Annotated in this window: 7 protein-coding genes; all 7 read right to left on the reverse strand. The window is 70.9% G+C overall.

From position 1 onward, the window contains the following. Positions 1 to 77: 77 nt before the first annotated feature. Positions 78 to 3,185 (reverse strand): efflux RND transporter permease subunit, encoded by a 3,108-nt coding sequence (locus AC16DP_RS01730; RefSeq protein ID WP_329725941.1) that lies wholly within the window; start codon positions 3,183 to 3,185, stop codon positions 78 to 80. Further along, positions 3,185 to 4,258, reverse strand: coding sequence for an efflux RND transporter periplasmic adaptor subunit (locus AC16DP_RS01735; protein ID WP_329725940.1), 1,074 nt, complete (start codon positions 4,256 to 4,258; stop codon positions 3,185 to 3,187). Before AC16DP_RS01735 ends, AC16DP_RS01730 begins: the two co-directional genes overlap by 1 nt. Next, the gene (locus AC16DP_RS01740) at positions 4,255 to 5,487 is read right to left on the reverse strand and encodes a TolC family protein (RefSeq protein WP_483956603.1); all 1,233 of its coding nucleotides are present in this window, start codon (positions 5,485 to 5,487) and stop codon (positions 4,255 to 4,257) included. Before AC16DP_RS01740 ends, AC16DP_RS01735 begins: the two co-directional genes overlap by 4 nt. 136 nt (positions 5,488 to 5,623) lie before the next feature. Then, on the reverse strand, positions 5,624 to 6,334 hold the full coding sequence (locus tag AC16DP_RS01745; RefSeq protein ID WP_329725939.1) for a hypothetical protein: 711 nt from the start codon (positions 6,332 to 6,334) through the stop codon (positions 5,624 to 5,626). 15 nt (positions 6,335 to 6,349) lie between these two features. Next, the gene (locus AC16DP_RS01750; protein ID WP_329725938.1) at positions 6,350 to 9,505 is read right to left on the reverse strand and encodes a TonB-dependent receptor; all 3,156 of its coding nucleotides are present in this window, start codon (positions 9,503 to 9,505) and stop codon (positions 6,350 to 6,352) included. A gap of 124 nt (positions 9,506 to 9,629) precedes the next feature. Continuing rightward, positions 9,630 to 10,904 carry a hypothetical protein gene (locus AC16DP_RS01755; RefSeq protein ID WP_329725937.1) on the reverse strand — a complete coding sequence of 425 codons (1,275 nt, stop codon included), beginning with the start codon at positions 10,902 to 10,904 and terminating at the stop codon, positions 9,630 to 9,632. 45 nt (positions 10,905 to 10,949) lie between these two features. Then, a complete protein-coding gene (locus AC16DP_RS01760; protein ID WP_329725936.1) occupies positions 10,950 to 16,169 on the reverse strand; it encodes a hypothetical protein in 5,220 nt (1,739 codons plus the stop codon). Between the last annotated feature and the right edge of the window lie 81 nt (positions 16,170 to 16,250).

Raw genomic sequence — 16,250 nt, forward strand, 5'->3', positions numbered from 1 at the left:
GCCCTCCCCATTCCAAGCGGTAACGGCGCGGCGGCCCGCACCTCGGGCGAGCGGGCTGGAGTCACTGAGGGGTGTCGCTACACTTCCACCAGGACACCGTCCTCCAGACGGGTCTTCCCGGCCCGCGCGCCCGCGAACCACGGGTAGAGCGACGGGAGGAGGACGAGCGTCAGCAGCGTGGACGTCACCAGCCCGCCCACCACCACGGTGGCCAGCGGGCGCTGCACCTCGGCGCCCACGCCGGTGGCCAGCATCATCGGCACGAAGCCCAGCGCCGCCACCAGCGCCGTCATCAGCACCGGCCGCGAGCGCTCCCGCGCCGCCAGCAATACCGCCTCCTTCACCGGCAGGCCGCCGGCCTCGTGGTGCAGCAGCCTCGACATCAGCACCACGCCGTTGAGCACCGCGATGCCCGACAGGGCGATGAAGCCGATGGCCGCCGAGATGGACACCGGCATCCCCCGCAGCACGAGCGCCACCACGCCCCCCACGCACGCGAAGGGCACGTGGGTGAAGATGATGAGCGCCGGACGCAGGCGCTGGAAGGTCAACCAGAGCACGGCCACGATGAGCACCAGCACCGCGGGGATGACGAGCGAGAGCCGCCGCGCCGCCTCCGTCAGCGTCTCGTACTGGCCGCCCCACTCCAGGCGATAGCCGTCCGGCAGGCGGACCGCCGAGGCCACCCGCGCCCGCGCATGCGCCACCACCGTACCCAGGTCCGCGCCGCGCACGTTGAAGCCCACCACCAGGCGCCGCTGTCCGTCCTCCCGGTTCACCAGCCCGGGCGTTGACACGAGCTTCACGTCCGCCACCCGCGACAGCGGCACCGTGCCTCCCGAGGCCACCGGCAACGGCAGCTCCGCCAGCGAGAAGGCCCCCTCCGCCCCCGACAGCCGCAGCACGATGGGCACCCGCACCGCCCCGTCATACGTGGCCCCCACCTCCAGCCCCGTGCGCACCGCCTGCACCGCCTCCAGCACCCCGCGGACGCTGAAGCCCATGCGCGCCGCGTCCAACGCGCGGGGCACCACCTCCAGCATCGGCACCTCCGGCGGCGCCAGCACCCGCACGTCCGCCGCTCCCGGCTCCCGCGCCACCTCCGCCGCCACCTGCTCGGCCCGCCGCCGCAGCTCGCCCAGGTCCTCCCCGTACACACTCACCGCCACGTCCGTCACCGTGCCGCCCAGCAGCTCGTTGAAACGCATCTGGATGGGCTGCGTGAAGGCCGGCTCGCTCCCCGGAGCCTCGGCCTCCAGCACCGCCGCCATCTCCTCGATGAGCGCCTCGCGCGTGAGGCCCGGCCGCCAGGTGGCGTGGGGCTTCAGCCGCACGAAGACGTCCGCCTGCTCCAGGCCCATGATGTCCGTGGCCACCGCCGGGCTGCCCACGCGCGACACCACCTGCGTCACCTCGGGGATGTGCTTCAGCAGCACCGCCTCCAGGTGCCCCGCCTCCCGCGCCGCCGCCTCCAGGCGGATGTCCGCCGCGCGCGTCGTCTGCACCACCATGTCCCCCTCGTCCAGCTGCGGGGCGAACTCGCTGCCCGCGCGCAGGAAGAGGCCCACGCCCAGCGCGAGCAGCACCCCCGCCGCGAGCGCCACCCGGCGCGGAACCCGGGCCATGTGGTCCAACACGGGCCGGTACACCCTGTCGAAGAAGCGCACCAGCAGGGGTGGGTGCTCGGGAATGTCCTCGGGCCGCAGCACCAGGCTGGCCACCGCCGGAATGAAGGTGAGCGACAGCACCAGCGAGGTGGCCAGCGCCAGCATCACCGTCATCGCCATGGGGCGGAACATCTTCCCGTCCACGCCGCTGAGCGCCAGCACCGGCACGTAGACGAGCAGGATGATGAGCACCGAGAAGAACACCGGCCGCGCCACCGAGCCCGTCACGTGCGCCACCTTCTCCCGCCACCCCTTGCGGTCCGTCCGCTCGTGCCCCACATGGTGGAAGACGGCCTCCACCATCACCACCGCGCCGTCCACCAGCAGGCCGAAGTCGATGGCCCCCAGGCTCATCAGGTTGCCCGGAATCCCCAGCAGCACCATGCCCACCGCCGCGCCCAGCATGGACAGCGGAATCGCCGAGGCCACCACCAGCCCCGCCCGGAAGCTGCCCAGCAGCAGGAAGAGCACCGCCACCACCAGCAGGCCTCCCTCCAGCAGGTTCTTCCCCACCGTGCGCAGCGTGCCGCGCACCAGCGTGCTCCGGTCGTACACCTCGTCCACCCGCACGTCCTCGGGCAGCACCTCGCGCACCCGCTCCATCCGCGCGTGCAGGCCCTCCATCACGTCCAGCGCGTTGGCCCCGCGCAACATCTGCACCATCACGTACACCGTCTCGCCCCGGCCGTTGGCCACCGCCGTGCCGATGCGAGGCAGCGCCCCCGGCACCACCTCGGCCACGTCCGCCAGCCGCACCGTCTGGCCATTCGCGCCCTCCACCACCGCGCTCCCCAGCTCGCTCGGGCCCGGAGGCCGCGCCACCGCGCGCACCAGCACCTGCCGGTCCCCCGTCGCGAGGCTCGCCCCGGGCACGCTCCCCGACACGTCCTCCAGCGCCCGCCGCAGCGCCTCCAGCGTCAGGCCGCGCTGCGCCAGCTTCACCGGGTCCGCCCGCACCTCCAGCGTGCGCTGCTGCCCACCCCAGTTGTTCACCTCCACCACGCCGGGCACCCCGCGCAGCAGCGGCGCCACCCGCAGCTCCGCCAGCTCCAGCAGCTCCGCCGACGTGCGCTGGGACGAGCTGAGGGTGAAGTGGAAGATCTCCCCCAGGCCTCCCGTGAGGGGCCCCAGCTCCGGGGCCTCCACGCCCGGAGGCAGTGCGCCGGCCAGCGCGTTCACCCGCTCCTGCACGAGCTGCCGCGCCCGGTACGGGTCCACGCCGTCCCCGAAGACGGCCGTCACCGAGGAGATGCCGTAGCGAGACAGGCTGCGGTGTCCCTCCAGGCCCGGCATGCCTCCGAGCGCCGTCTCCACCGGCCGCGTCACCAGCCGCTCCACCTCCTCGGGCGTCATGCCCGGAGCGCGGGTGAGCACCAGCACCTGGTTGGTGGAGATGTCCGGCAGCGCGTCCAGCTCCATCCTCGCCGCCACGAGGGAGGCCAGCACGGCGAACAGCGCCGTGAGCCCCAGCGTCCAGCCCCGGTGCTTCACCGAGCCTCTCACCAGCCGCTCCATCATCACCCCTCCCCTCCCGTCATGAGCACGCGCGCGGCATCCGCCGCCACCGCGTCCGACTCCTTCAACGGCCCGTGCACCAGCGCGTCCACACCGGACTGTCCCACCACCTTCACCGGCTGACGGCGGTGGCCCTCGCCCTCGCGCACCAGCACCGCCACCTCGCCGCCCTCCAGCACCAGCGCCCGCGCGGGCACCACCTTCACCTCCGGCAGCCCGTCCGCCCTCACCCGCAGCGTCCCCCGCAGGCCCGCCGGCAGGGAGCGCACCGGCTCGGGCTCGAACCACGCGGCCAGCGTCCCATCCCGCGCGTCCACCGACGGCGCTCGCCCCACCAGCCGCACCGGCACGGCCTCCAGGCCCGGCGCGGAGAACTCGAAGGCGGTGTCCTCCGGCAGCGCCAGCGAGAGCCGGGCCTCCAGGCGCGCGGGGCCCTCGCCCGCGACGCGCACCAGAGGCGCCCCGCCCGCCTCGTACGTCTGCCCCAGCACCGCCTCCACCTCCGTCACCACGCCGTCCACCGGACTGCGCAGCGCCACCGTCCCCCGCTGCGCCACTCCGGCCGCGGCCGGGCCCTCCAGCCCCGCCACCTTCAACAGGGCCCGCGCGCTCTGCTGCGCCGCACGGGCCTCCGCCAGATTCGCCTCGGCCTCGGCCAGCTCGAAGACGCGGGCCATGCCCTGCTCCTGGAGCGCCTTCAGCTGCGCCGTGCGGCGCTCATAGGCCTCGCGGCGCAGGGAGGCGGCCTCGTAGTCCCCCGCGGCCCGCACCACCTCGGGCAGGAGCACCTCGAGGAGCACCTCGCCCTTGCGCACCTTCTGGCCGGGCCGCACGGCGATGCGCGCGACACTCCCCCGGAAGGGCAGGCCGAGCGCCGCCGCGCCCTCGGGAGGCGGGAGCACCTGGGCCGGGGCCTCGGTGAGGGACACGCCGCGCGGAGGACGCGGGTGCACCCAGGCGCTGCTCGCGCTGGACCGCGCGGGCGCGGGCGCCGCGGGCACGGCGGGCGGTGGCGAGGAGCAGCCCAGGGCCGCGCCCAGCAGGAGGACGGAAGAGAGGAGCGCGGAACGGCTCATGGCGTGGGGACTCCGGAAAGGGTGTCGAGGAAGAAGCGGGCCGTCACACGCGCCCGGGCCTCCTCGGCGCGAGCGTGGCCCAGACGGATGCGGGCGGCGGCCAGCGCGCGGCGCGCCAGCACCACCTCGGGGACGGTGGCGTCCCCGGACCGGAAGAGGAGCTCGCGCAACCGGGCGGCCTCCTCGGCGGCGGGCAGCAGCTCGCCCTTCAGTGCCGCCAACACCTCGCGCGCGTGCTCCACTTCATGGAGCGAGAGGACCAGCCCGGCCGCGGCGCGCTGGCCCGCGTCCCGTGCCTCGCCCTCGAGCCGCTCGGCGGTGGCCAGCAGCGTGCCCCGGTCCCGCTCTCCCCGCTCGAAGAGGGACGGCGTGAGCGTCAGCGTGAGGGCCCCTCCCGCGGCCCCGTCGAACTCGCGCAGCCCGGCCACGCCCACTTGCAGCAGGGTGCCCCGTGAAGCGTGGGCCTCGGCCGCCCGTGCCCGCTCCAGCCAGGCCTCGAGCTTCCGCGCCTCCGCCTCCGGCAGCCGGGAGGCCCGCGCAACCAGGGGCGCCCACTCGGCCTCCGGGGGCAGCTCTACCTCGGGCAGCTCGCCCGTGGCCTGGAGGGGCTGGGATGGATCCTTCCCGAGCAGCCTCGCCAGCTCCACCCGGCGCTCGGCCACCCGGCCCTCCGCGTCCAGCCCGGCGAGCCGCGCCTCCGCGAGGTACGCACTGGCCTCGGCCTCCTCCAGCTTCGTGGAGGCCCCCAGCTTCGCCGCCCCTCGCACCGCCTCGCGGAAGGTCCCGGCCAGTTGGAGCTCCTGCGCGCTCTGGGCGCTGGCCTGCTCGGCCGCCCAGAGCCGCAGCCACGCCTCGGCGATGGCCAGCCGGCGCGCGAGCAGGACGGCGCGGGCCTCGGCGTCGAGCACGGACTGCTCGGCGCGCACGGTGGTGTCCCGCGCGCCCGTCTGCCCCGAGAGGCTGAAGGTCTGGCTCACCCCCACGCGCAAGTCGGCACCGCGCGCGCCCGCGCTCTGGCGGTAGCCGGGCTCCACGGTGACTTGAGGGTTGAAGACGAACGGAGAGAGCCGCGCGCTTTCGGCACGGCGGACTTCGGCGGCACGGGCGGCGCTCTCGGCACCCGGGGTGCGCCCGGCCAGCGCGAGCGCCTCCTCGAAGGTCAGCGGAGTGACCTCCGGGGGCGAAGCGGCCAACAGGAGCGCGGCGAGGACGGCAACCATGACGCGCACCGTAAAGGCCTCGCGTCAGGGGCGCTTGAGAGGACTCTGAGAGGTTTCTCAGAGTCACGGTTCTCGCTCGGGGTGGGAACCCGGGTGACGGGCACCCTCACCCCGTCCCTCTCCCGAGGGGAGAGGGGAGATGGGCTCAGGGCTTCAACACGGGCGGCTGGCCGTCCAGCACGCACAGGTTCGTGCTCTCGTCACAGCTGACGGGGAACGCCGGGTCGATCGACAAGCCCGGCCGCGGCTGCTCGCAGATGCGCGGGTCTCGCACGGTGATGGTCTTCCCATCGGCGTCCTTCTCCTGGCGCTCGCACTTGATGGCCGGGAACAGGCCCACCGCCTCGTACGTGGCCGTGCAGTCCCCTTCCGTGTACGTCAGCTCCGCCGTCCACTGCGTGCCCGGAATCGCCGCCTGCCCCTGGATGCGCAGGCCGCTCCACCGGTAGCTCACCTCCACCGTCGTCCCGGGCTCCGGGCTCACCACCTGCCGCGCCTCGGTCATCTCCGGCACCTCGCACACCCGCTCCTGCGTGGGGTACTCGGTGGTGAAGTCTCCCAACGACGTGACGGAGTGCGTGGGGTCCGCGTCCTTCCCCTCGTTGTCCGCCAGCGGTTTCGGCTTCAGCACCAGCGAGGGCGGCACGCCGGAGCCCGGCTCGCGGAACACCTGCGCGCCGACGATCTCCGCCGTCTTCCGGGCGCACGCACCCGTTCCCGTCTTCAGTGTGTAGCGCACGGCATGGTCGCCGCGGCCCACCGTGCACTGCGGCGCCGGCTGCTCCACGCCGCACGCTCCCAGCCAGGCCGCGCATCCCAGCGGCACCATCCATACAAGGGCTCGATGTGTCTTCATGATGGGGACTCCAGATCAGAACGAGACGCGCGCGCCGAAGCGGATGCTGCGGGGCGTCTGGTAGGAGGTGGGCTTTCCGTAGTTGGGGTTGAGGGTCACCGCACTGCCACCCCGGTTCTTCACGGTCTCGAGGTCCGCGGGCTTGCCACCCACCAGCGCGTCGACGGTGTCGAAGGTGTAGTTCTGGTCCCGCGACGTCTCGGCCTGGAAGTTGAACAGGTTGAAGCTGTCGAGCGTCAGCGAGCCCGTGAGTCCCCGGCCCAGCTTGTAGTTGAGCCCCACGTGGGCATCCACGTTGTGCACCCAGGGCAGCCGGCCACCACTGCCGCGCGGCAGGATGAAGCTGAACCCCACGCCGTAGATGGAGTGCGCGCCCTGCACGTTGAGCGGCGCTCCCGAGGTCCCCCGGTACGACAGGCCCACGTCGAGGCTCGTCGTGGGCGAGAACACGAACTCGCGGGCACCGAACACCTTGATGGCGTGCGTGCGGTCCAACGGCAGCGGGCCCTCCTTGTTCTGCATCATCGAGACGAGATCGAAGTCCGACGTGACGTTGGGCGCGAGCTGGTTGGCATCCGGGCGGTAGAGGCCCGAGTAGTTCCCGCGCAGATAGGACCAGGTGTAGCTGGCCTGCACGAGCCACAGGTCCGCGAACGCCTTGTTGAAGTAGACGGACACGGCATCGTAGTCACGCACGGCCTTGTCGAACGCCTCGGCGATGCCCCGGCCCGGGTTGCCGATGAAGTAGTTCGTCGTCTCGTTGGTGGACATGTCCTCGATGACGTCGTTCATGTAGCGCCGGGTGTAGCTGGCGCCCAGCGTGCCGCGAGGAATCACCTCGTACTCGGCACCCACGACGAACTCGTCCGAGGACTGGGGCTTGAGGTCTGGATCCACCGGGCTGTTGATGGCGAACGTCTGGTTGTACAGGCGGCTGATGGTGGTGCTGCCGCCGCTGGGGATGATGTTGCGCGTGTCGGCGCACTCCGTGTAGGGCGCGGCCTGGGTGAGCGGATCACACCCCGGACCGCCGCCGAGGGGCGCGCGGCTGCGCGTGGCGCGGATGCGGGTGATGTTGGAGAACTGCGAGTTCACCATGGCGAGCACGGCGTTCTGGTAGTAGCGCGCGTAGCTGGCGAAGAGCTTGGAGCGGCCCTTCTGGGTGAAGTCGTAGACGACGCCCACGCGCGGGGAGAGCTGGTTGGGCAGCTCGAAGGCCACGTCGCCGCCGGTGCCGTAGATGGTCTGCGTGTCGTAGCGCAGGCCCGCGTTGAGGGTGACGCGGTCCAGGATGCTCCAGCTGTCCTGCAGGAAGGCGCCCACGGCGTCGGCGCGGGTGGAGGTGTTGACCTGCGGTTGGATCTCCACCTGGTCCGGCCCCAGCAGGTAGCCGAACGCGCGGAAGTCCGTGAAGGTCTTCCCATCCGTGGCCTCCTGGATGAGGCGCCGGCCCGAGTACGCGCGCGCGTCCACGTTGGTCATCACCTCGGCGTCCACACCGGCCTTGATGACGTGGTGGCCCATCGCGTTGAGCAGCAGGGTGCCCACGGCGTTGGCCTGGTAGCGGTTCACCGTGCGGTCCAGCAGGAAGCCGGGGCCGCCCAGGAAGTAGTTGGCCACGGGGCAGCGCACGGCGTTCGTCGTGCCGGCGGGGTCGCACACGGACGGGTCGGCCAGCTGCTCGAAGTCGTTGATGGAGTAGTAGTTGGGCGCGGCGCGGGTGCCGGTGCGGCGCATCTCGAACTGGGGCGTGCCGGACAGGCCCGCGGCATTGCCGATGCCGCTGCCGTCCACGGGCATCGTGTTGTCGTACTGGTGGTGCCAGCCCACGTTCGCATCCAGCAGCACGCGCTTGTCCAGGAAGGACGAGGACAGCTTGAGCGAGATGTCACGCGCGTCCTGCTGATAGCTGTGGGCGAGCGCCTCGTAGGTGCCGTTGATGTTCTCCACCTCGACGGCGCCGCTGTCGAGGTTGTAGCCGAAACGGCCGTTGCCGCCCGAGCTGCCCGGCGTGCCATACACCGACAGGGAGAGGCTGTGGTCGGTGTGCAGCTGCCAGGTGAGCTTGCCGAGGTACTGCACGGAGCGCTGGTCCGCGAAGTAGCGGGTGGCGCCGTTGGGGATGGGCGTGGTGAGGGAGAAACCGTCCTCGCCCTTGAGGACCGTGCCGTCCTCGCCGAGCACGAAGGCGTTGAGGCCGCGGTCGAGCACCCGGCGCGTGAAGGAGGGCGCCACGCCCGCGAAGAACCACAGCTTGTCCTGGACGAGGGGGCCGCCCAGGGTGGCGCCGAAGTCCCCCAGGTTCCACAGCTGCTGGCGGGTGGTGATGACGGTGCCCTCGCGCGCGATGCGGGTAGGCGTGCCCTCGAGGAAGCCCGGCGCGAGGTTGCCGAACACCGAGCCGTGGAGCTGGTTGGAGCCGGACTTCGTCACGGCCGTCATCACGCCACCCGTGGAGCGGCCGAACTCGGGCATGAAGCCACCGGTGATGACGTTCACCTCCTGGATGAACTCGGCGGACAGCGGCGTGCCGAGGATGCCCAGTGCCGGGTTGCCCGTGGACAGGCCATCCACCAGGAAGCCGTTCTCCGGCGACGTGGTGCCTCCGATGGACACACCATACGCATCCGCGTTGGCGCCGGGGGCCAGCTCGGCCAGGCTCTCGAAGGAGCGGGATGCCGAGCCCTTGGAGCCGGGGCGCACCACGGCCAGACGGTTCATCAGTTCCGTGTCCACGCTCACGCCGGTGCGGGTGGAGCCCACGTCCACGGCGGGCGCGGCGGCCACCACGTCCACCGTCACCGACATGCCCTCGGGCAGCAGCTCCGCGTTGAAGCGCACGGTGCTGTTGAGGCGCAGGGTGATGCTGTCGCGCGCGAGGACCTGGAAGGCCTCCTTCTCGAAGCGCAGGGTGTAGACGCCGGGAGGCAGCTGCGGCAGCCGGTAGAGGCCGGTGGCGTCGGTGACGGCGAGCTGCTCGCCCTGGAGGGAGGGAGAGGTCGCGGTCACCACCACGTCCGCGACGGGTTGCTTGTTGCTGGCGTCCACCACCGTGCCGGTCAGCACGGAGGTGCTCTGCTGCGCCAGGGCGGGTGGCATCCACATGCACACGCCCAGCATCAGCGCGGCCACGAGGACGCGCGCCTGGGTTGTCTGGAGACGTCGATTCAAAGGAAGGGCCCTCTGTCGGGCGCCGGCCCACGGCATGCGGGCCAGCGCCACTGTCTTCCGTGCTACACTGTGATTCCACGGAAAGACAAGATGGGCGCCTCCAACGCCTCCAGGCTCGGCCGCGCTACTCCATGCGCAGGACGGCGACGTCGGGCTCCGTCTTCTTCGCCGGCCCGGGCACCACGGTGAGCGCTCCATTCTTCACCGCGCACGTGGCCTCCGCCGGAGGCACCACGCGGATGGGGTTGAGCGTCTCGGGCCGGCCGAACTTCACCGCGCTGGTGGCGAGCATCCGCTCCTGCTTCTTCCCGCTGTCGCTGTCGCTGTACACGACGCTGATGGCCTGGAAGGGCGTGGGCAGCTTCAGCTTCATCCGGTAGCCCTTCTTGCCGGGCAGCTCGGCGCGCTCCACCTGGAGCGTCTGCTTGGGCGAGCCGAAGGCCGGGAACACCTGTCCATCGACGACGCGGATGCCCCACTGCGAGGGCAGCTGCTCGCGCGAGGGCTTGCCGCAACCGGTGAGGTCCTGGGGCGGCTGCGGCGCCAGCCAGAGCTCCACGTGGTCATCGTTGAGCCACTTCGCGCTCGGGCCCGTCCACTTGTTGTCCCGCACCTCGACGAGCAGCGTGTCCGGCGCCACCAGCAGCGCCTTCAGCCCCGCGTCCTTCGGATCGTCCTGGGTGCCCAGCAGGAAGTTGCCCGCCTCGAAGCCGCACGCGCCGAGCCCCGCCTGCTTCCACCCGCCCTCCAGGTACGCCTTGTCCACCTGCACCTGGGGGAGGAACGGCAGCGTCCGCTCTCCCAGCGAGGTCTGCCCCGCCTCGCACTCGGGGGCGGCCCGGACGACCTCGCCGCGCAGTTGCTCGGCGTCCCAGTAGTCCCCGCTCTCCTTCTGCTCCGCGTCCATGCCATCGGTGCTCCGGTGGCCCTCGATGACGAGGCGCAGCGGGGAGAGCTGCAACGTGCGCGAGACGGACCAGCGCTGGCGGCTGCCGCCACTCTGCTCGTGCGTGAAGCGGTTGTCCGCCACCGTCACCAGGTCCTCGCCCACGCCCGCGGAGCCATAGCCGTCATTGCACACGGACAGCAGGAGTTGGGCGGGCTGGGACGGGCGCATCAGCCACCACTCCCGGGCCTCGCACAGGCCCTCTTCACGGGAGCCATCCTCCTTGCGGCCACTCGGGCCGAACTTGCGCCCGACGAACTCGGCCGACGTGTCCGCGTCCGCCCACCCGAGCTCCAGGGCCTTCACCTGCAGCGCGCGGCCCTGCGCGTCCTTGCCCGCGTCGAGCGTCTCCACGACGCGGCAGGGCGCGCGCTTCGCGCAGAGCGGATCCTGGGGAGCAGCGGGCGGAGCGCCCAGCAGCGACAACATCAACACCGTGGCGGTAGGGTTCATGGCGGCGCAGCTTGCACCAGCTGGCGGTCTCCATTGAATCCCTGGTCACGCTGGGGGAGCGGAATCGGAGGCAGGTACGGGGAGCCACCAGGGGACGGCCTTCTCCCGCCACACCGCATCGATCAACTCCTCTTCCACCGAGAGCTGTTTCAACCAGAGCAGGATGAGGCCATGATCCGGCTGCTCTCGAAGCCGTTCCAGAAGCAGCTCGCCATCACTGGCCTGGAGCTTCTCCTCGACGAAGTCCTCGAAAGCGCTCCTGAAAGGATGTCCCCAGAGACAGGCTTCGAGCATGACGCGGTGGGCAGGCCCGGCGCCGACCCGTGCGATCATGCGCTTCAACAAGCGCTCCGCATCGTCATAGCCGTCATCATGGTCCGCGCCAGGATCCTTGGAGCCCACATGCTCGGCGAAGAACAGCAGGTGCTCGGGAAGCCGTAGATGGCGGGCGGCCACGTGCCAGACTCCGTGATCTCTCGCGAGCACCCGAGCACAGCGCTTCGCCTGCGGGCCATCCCCGAAACGGATGACGGTCTCCGCCGCGGCCGAATGCCATCTGGGGACCTCGAGCGGGTGGCACTCGGAGCGCAAGGTGGAGGGCGGTGACTCCAGCAACTGGACGAGCTCCTCGACCACGCTCGCGCCTCCCACCCGCGCCAGTGCGATTCCCGCCTCGGTGCCCGCCTCGGTCGAATGCTCCAACAGCGACCTGAACACCGGGAGTTCCGACTCCACTCCGAACCGTGCGACGAGCCGGATGACAGCCGCGAGGTGGCGGGGCGGCAGCTCCCGTTGCTCCAAGGCGGGGCGCCATCGGGCCGCATCTTCAGCATCCCCGAAGAACGCCAACAACCGGAAGGCCTGCTCCCGAAGCACTTCATCCCCCGCGTTCACCGCGCCCCTGCGGGCCCAGTCGAGCGCCTCGTGCCCACGCGCGGGTGGGCGCTCCCAATGGCAGAGCATGACGGAGAGGTGGTTGAGGGCCCTGGTCCGCCAGTCCTTGGGGACATCCGGCTCCAGGAGCGGGAGCAACCCCATGACGCCATCGAGTGACGCGAGTTGAAGGCATGCGTCCCCCTGGAAACGCTCCTTCTCATGACGAGCCTGGGCCACGGGATCATGCCAGGGCTCCCCTTTCACGGGTTTCGGCCGCAGCCGTCCGGACAGAAGCAGCTCGCGCAGGCGCTGGGCGGCCGTGGAGGACTGGCTCGTGCCGCCCAGAATCCTGACAGCACTCTCCAGCGACTCGCCTCCGGCGGGAATGAGCGAAAGCACTTCCTCCCCGGACGGGTTGTCCCGCAGCAGGGAGATGGAGAACGGCTTCAAGTCCTCATCCTTCAGTCCCTCGAGCAGCAGGGCTTGGAGATGCGGCCGGTAGAGCTCACGGAGCCGCTGCAGGATGGGTTTGCGCTGCCGGTCGGAGATGCTCTCGACGGGCCAGCGCCCCTCGCCCTCCGCCCGAAGCTTCTTCTCGTCGGCGAAGTAGGCCTTCTGTGACTCCGAGTAGAGGGGCAACCGGTGCAGCGGCAGGAGGCCCCAGAGTTCCTCGAATGATCCGGTGCGTGCCACCCTGTCCAGGGAGAGTAAGGAACGGGTCTCCCTGGCCCGCTGCTTCTTGTCACGCTCGCGCTCCTCGGACCGATGGATGTCCGACTCGGACTGCGAGCGCATGGACTTGTGCTTGCGCTCCAGCAGCTCACGTGCCCGTTTGGCGATCTCCGGATCCGCGTCTTCCACATAGGGAGCGAGCAGCTCCTCCTCGCCCCAGGGGAGGTGCCTGACGGCGAACCGGCGCTGGCTCGGGCTGCCCCCCTCCAACAGCGTCCTCATGAGCGGCGCGTCCATGCTGCTCGTGGGAAAGACCTCCTCGGCCACGGAGGCGTAAGGACCGTCGAGCATGGCGAGGAGCGCTTGCGGCCAGGGCCGTTCCCGCACCCGCTGCACGACCTCCTGGAGCAGATGCCTGCGCGCTTCCTCACCTCCCTCGCTAACGGCCAACTCCCACGGCGTCTCCGTTGGAAGCCAGGCCTCGTAGCGTTGGGGCTCGGGGCGTGGCGGCTTCTCTCGCGTGAGCACCGCGAGGAGCAGCTCGATCGGAGCCGTCTTCCCGGCGCCAATGGCCTCGAAGGCCACCCAACGCTCATGATCATCCAGCGAGACGAGGGCGAGCCGTACGTCGTCCACGCCGAGGGCCTCTCCCTGGCGTACGAGCTGGCGAATCGCCGCGATTCGAACGGCGCGGAACCCATCGTGGAGCGACTTGTGGAGCAACTCCACGTCAACGGAGCCCTGGAGGTTCGCCCGGGCGATGAGGGCGCGCCACCGGGCGGGGCCACACGCATCGTCGATGAACTCCGCGTAGAGCGGTTCGAGGAGCTTGCTTCGTGGAGACGTGTCCCCAACGAGCCCACAGGTCCAGAGCAGCTCCCACTGCGCCAACCACCGCTCGGCGGGAATCCCCGTCGCCTGCCGGGCGAAGCGCACCCTGGCCATCCAGTCTCCCTCTTTGTCCGTCTCCCCCAGCTCGAGGGAGTTGAGGGCGGCACGCAGGAGCGCCTCGCGCTTCTGCTCCCAGGTGCCCTGGCGCCGCACCGTCTCCAGGACAGGCGCCACCGCGGCCGGGATGCACCGGGACAACGCCTCCAGATACTCGAGATGCCGCTCGGAAGCTCGCCGGGCCCACACCGAGGTCGCCTTGAAGGCCACGTCGTCACGAGCCTCATCCTGGGGTGCCTCGAACAACGACTCGAGTTCGAGCAGCCAGGGGCCTGGAGGTCTGGCGAGCAGCAGGGACTCGGCGCATCCGAACCGGATGAGCACCGGCAGTGGCGGCTCCAGGCCCAGCCGCGTGGCGAGCTCCTCCGCGAGGGAGGCAGCCGCATGCTCATCGCTCTGCCGCTGATAGAAATTTTCGTGCACGTACCGCAGCGGGGGGAGCTCTCCGCGCAGGAACCGTCCAACAGCGGGTGGGCAGACCGCGATCAACGCATCGGCATGAGGCCGCAGCGCTCCGCCCCACCGCTCGAGCGCAAGCCACAGCTCGCCATCCTCCTCGAGCTCTCCCGGGAGCAAGAGACCGTGTCCTTTTGGCGTGTCGAAATGGCTTACCACGCGCAGGCGCCGTCCGAGGGTCTCGAGCGCGGCCCCCACCTCGACGCGGTCCGGACCATTCGCGACGAGCAGCCTCGTCGCGAGCGCGAGCGAGGACATGGGACGGCGGGGATTGTTCGTCAGCCGCTGGATGAAGCGCGTCAGCCGCCCGGTTTCGGAGAGCCGTGCTCCGAAGTGGAAGGCCACGGCCTCCGCCCCCGGTTCCCCCACCAGGGCGAGCAGCTCCTCCTCCGCCGCGGGCTGCCCGATGAGGTGGTAGGCCGCGCAGAACTCGGCGAAGCTCTTGTGGGAGAACTGGTACAGGTCCGGACCCGCTCGCTGGACGAAGTCGCTGTCTTCGAGCACCTCGTAGACGGCGTCCCGGGTCTCCTTGGGGCCTTTCATGGCCGCGAGGTCCTCGAGGGTCAGCGTGCCATCACCCCTGCGAATCATCGACCAGGCAGCGGCGCCCAGGATGCCGAGCCCCCCCTGGGAGAGAACCGTCAGCCGCGTGGACTTCGAGATGCGTCCGGCGGACTGCGCGCGCTCGATCAGTCTGGCGATGCACCGCTCGAGCACCGCGGGGACATCCAGGCGCTCTCCCAATTCCTCCTCGGAGAGCATCGCCAGCAGCGAGACTCCCAGCGGAGTCGAGCACAGGTCGGCGACCATCTCCTTGCGCCGGTCTCGCGTCCGGAGGGCTTGCTTGCCCGTGAGGACATCCAGGTGCCCTGGCTTGCCCTCCATCTCGAAGAGCTGCTTCTGCTGGAATTCGTCGAGGGGCTGAACGCGAACGTGAGGAGAACCCGACACCTCATTGGGCAGGGGCCGCGAGCCCAGGATGGACGGACCGGGCCACCGGGAGATGAACTCGCGGATGGCACCTCGCTCGTCTCCAGGCACCTCGTCGAGCCCATCGATGAGCAACCACACACTCCCGGCGAGCTCGGGTGACCAAGCCAGCTCCAGCAGCCGCTGGCACTCCTCGAGACGAAGCCAGCTCTTGAGCGCGCCATGCAGCGCCACGTCCAGGGAGAGACCGGCCCTGACGAGCGGGCGCGCCTCGATGCGGAAGGCCGGGCCGAGCAGCTTGTCCTCCTGGTACAGCCGGGCATTCAGCCTGCGCAGCACGATGGACTTCCCACTGCCGGGGCCTCCTTCGATATAGGCGGTGCGCGAGCGCTCGCAGAGCGTGTGCTCACGAATCTCCCCCAGCAGTTCCGCCTCTCGGACTCCCGGAGTCGCCCCCCGGGTCCGCGGCCTCTCGCCATGGCGGACGAGCTGGAGCTCGAGGGTCTCCGAGACCGCTCGCATGTCCCTGTTCCAGAGCGGGATGCGTTGGGAAGCCTGACGGAGCTTCTCGAAGAGTTGGGTGTCGGGTAGCGCGGGCGTCGAAAGCCCCAGGCGTATGAGCAGCTCGAGCACGCTCCGGAAGGGCTGGAGCCGCCACCCACGCATCGACTGCTCGTCAGAGGACCCCTCCTTCTCTGGAGGGTAGCGCTGGTCGAGGTAGGCACGCGCCTGCCGCCACTGCGAAGCGGGGACGAAGAGGCGGCCCTCGGGGCACCGCGTGAAGAAGCTCCGCACCTTGTCCTCCAGCCCCCCTACCGGAACCGCGAGCCCCCGCGCATCCAGCGCGCCTGTGATGCCGAGATCCAGGAGTTCCCCCAGGCCACCGGGCGCTCCCGAGGCCAGCACCCCTCCCGCCTCGGGCCACCGTTCGAGGAGCGCACGGACGAAGAGCGCTGCCATCTTCGACGGGCCGGGTGCGTCCCCCTCCAGAGCCCAGGAGGGAGTGGCGACACCGAGGAAGCGTTGCACGAGCGAGGCCGTCTCGCGGATGGCGTCATCCTCCTCGCGAGGCGCTCCTGGCAGGACCGCGTGGAACACCCTGACGGGAGCAGCATTCACGACCGGGGCGAACACACGCGGCCAGGCCAGACTCCGCCGGTGGCTCCGGAAGTCGGCGAAGCGCTCCTGGGACTCCTTGAACCAGGCCCGCCGCGAGGGCAACGGCCGGGGAGGAAGCTGGATGCCGAGGATCTCGGCCGCTTCGAGACAGCCAGCGCCCAGCTGCGGGGTGCCGAAGCCCTCGTCGTCGAACTGATCGGGCTCGAGCGACAACCAGAGCGCGGTGAGCCCCGGGGCAGCGGCCGCTCCGGGTGACTTCTCCATGCATCGGAGCTCCTCGGCGACCCGTGGGAGGGCCGACGCGAGCGCGACCCGCAGAGGAGGAATCCTGGGAGCCCCGCCCTC

The organism is Archangium sp. (assembly GCF_057119385.1).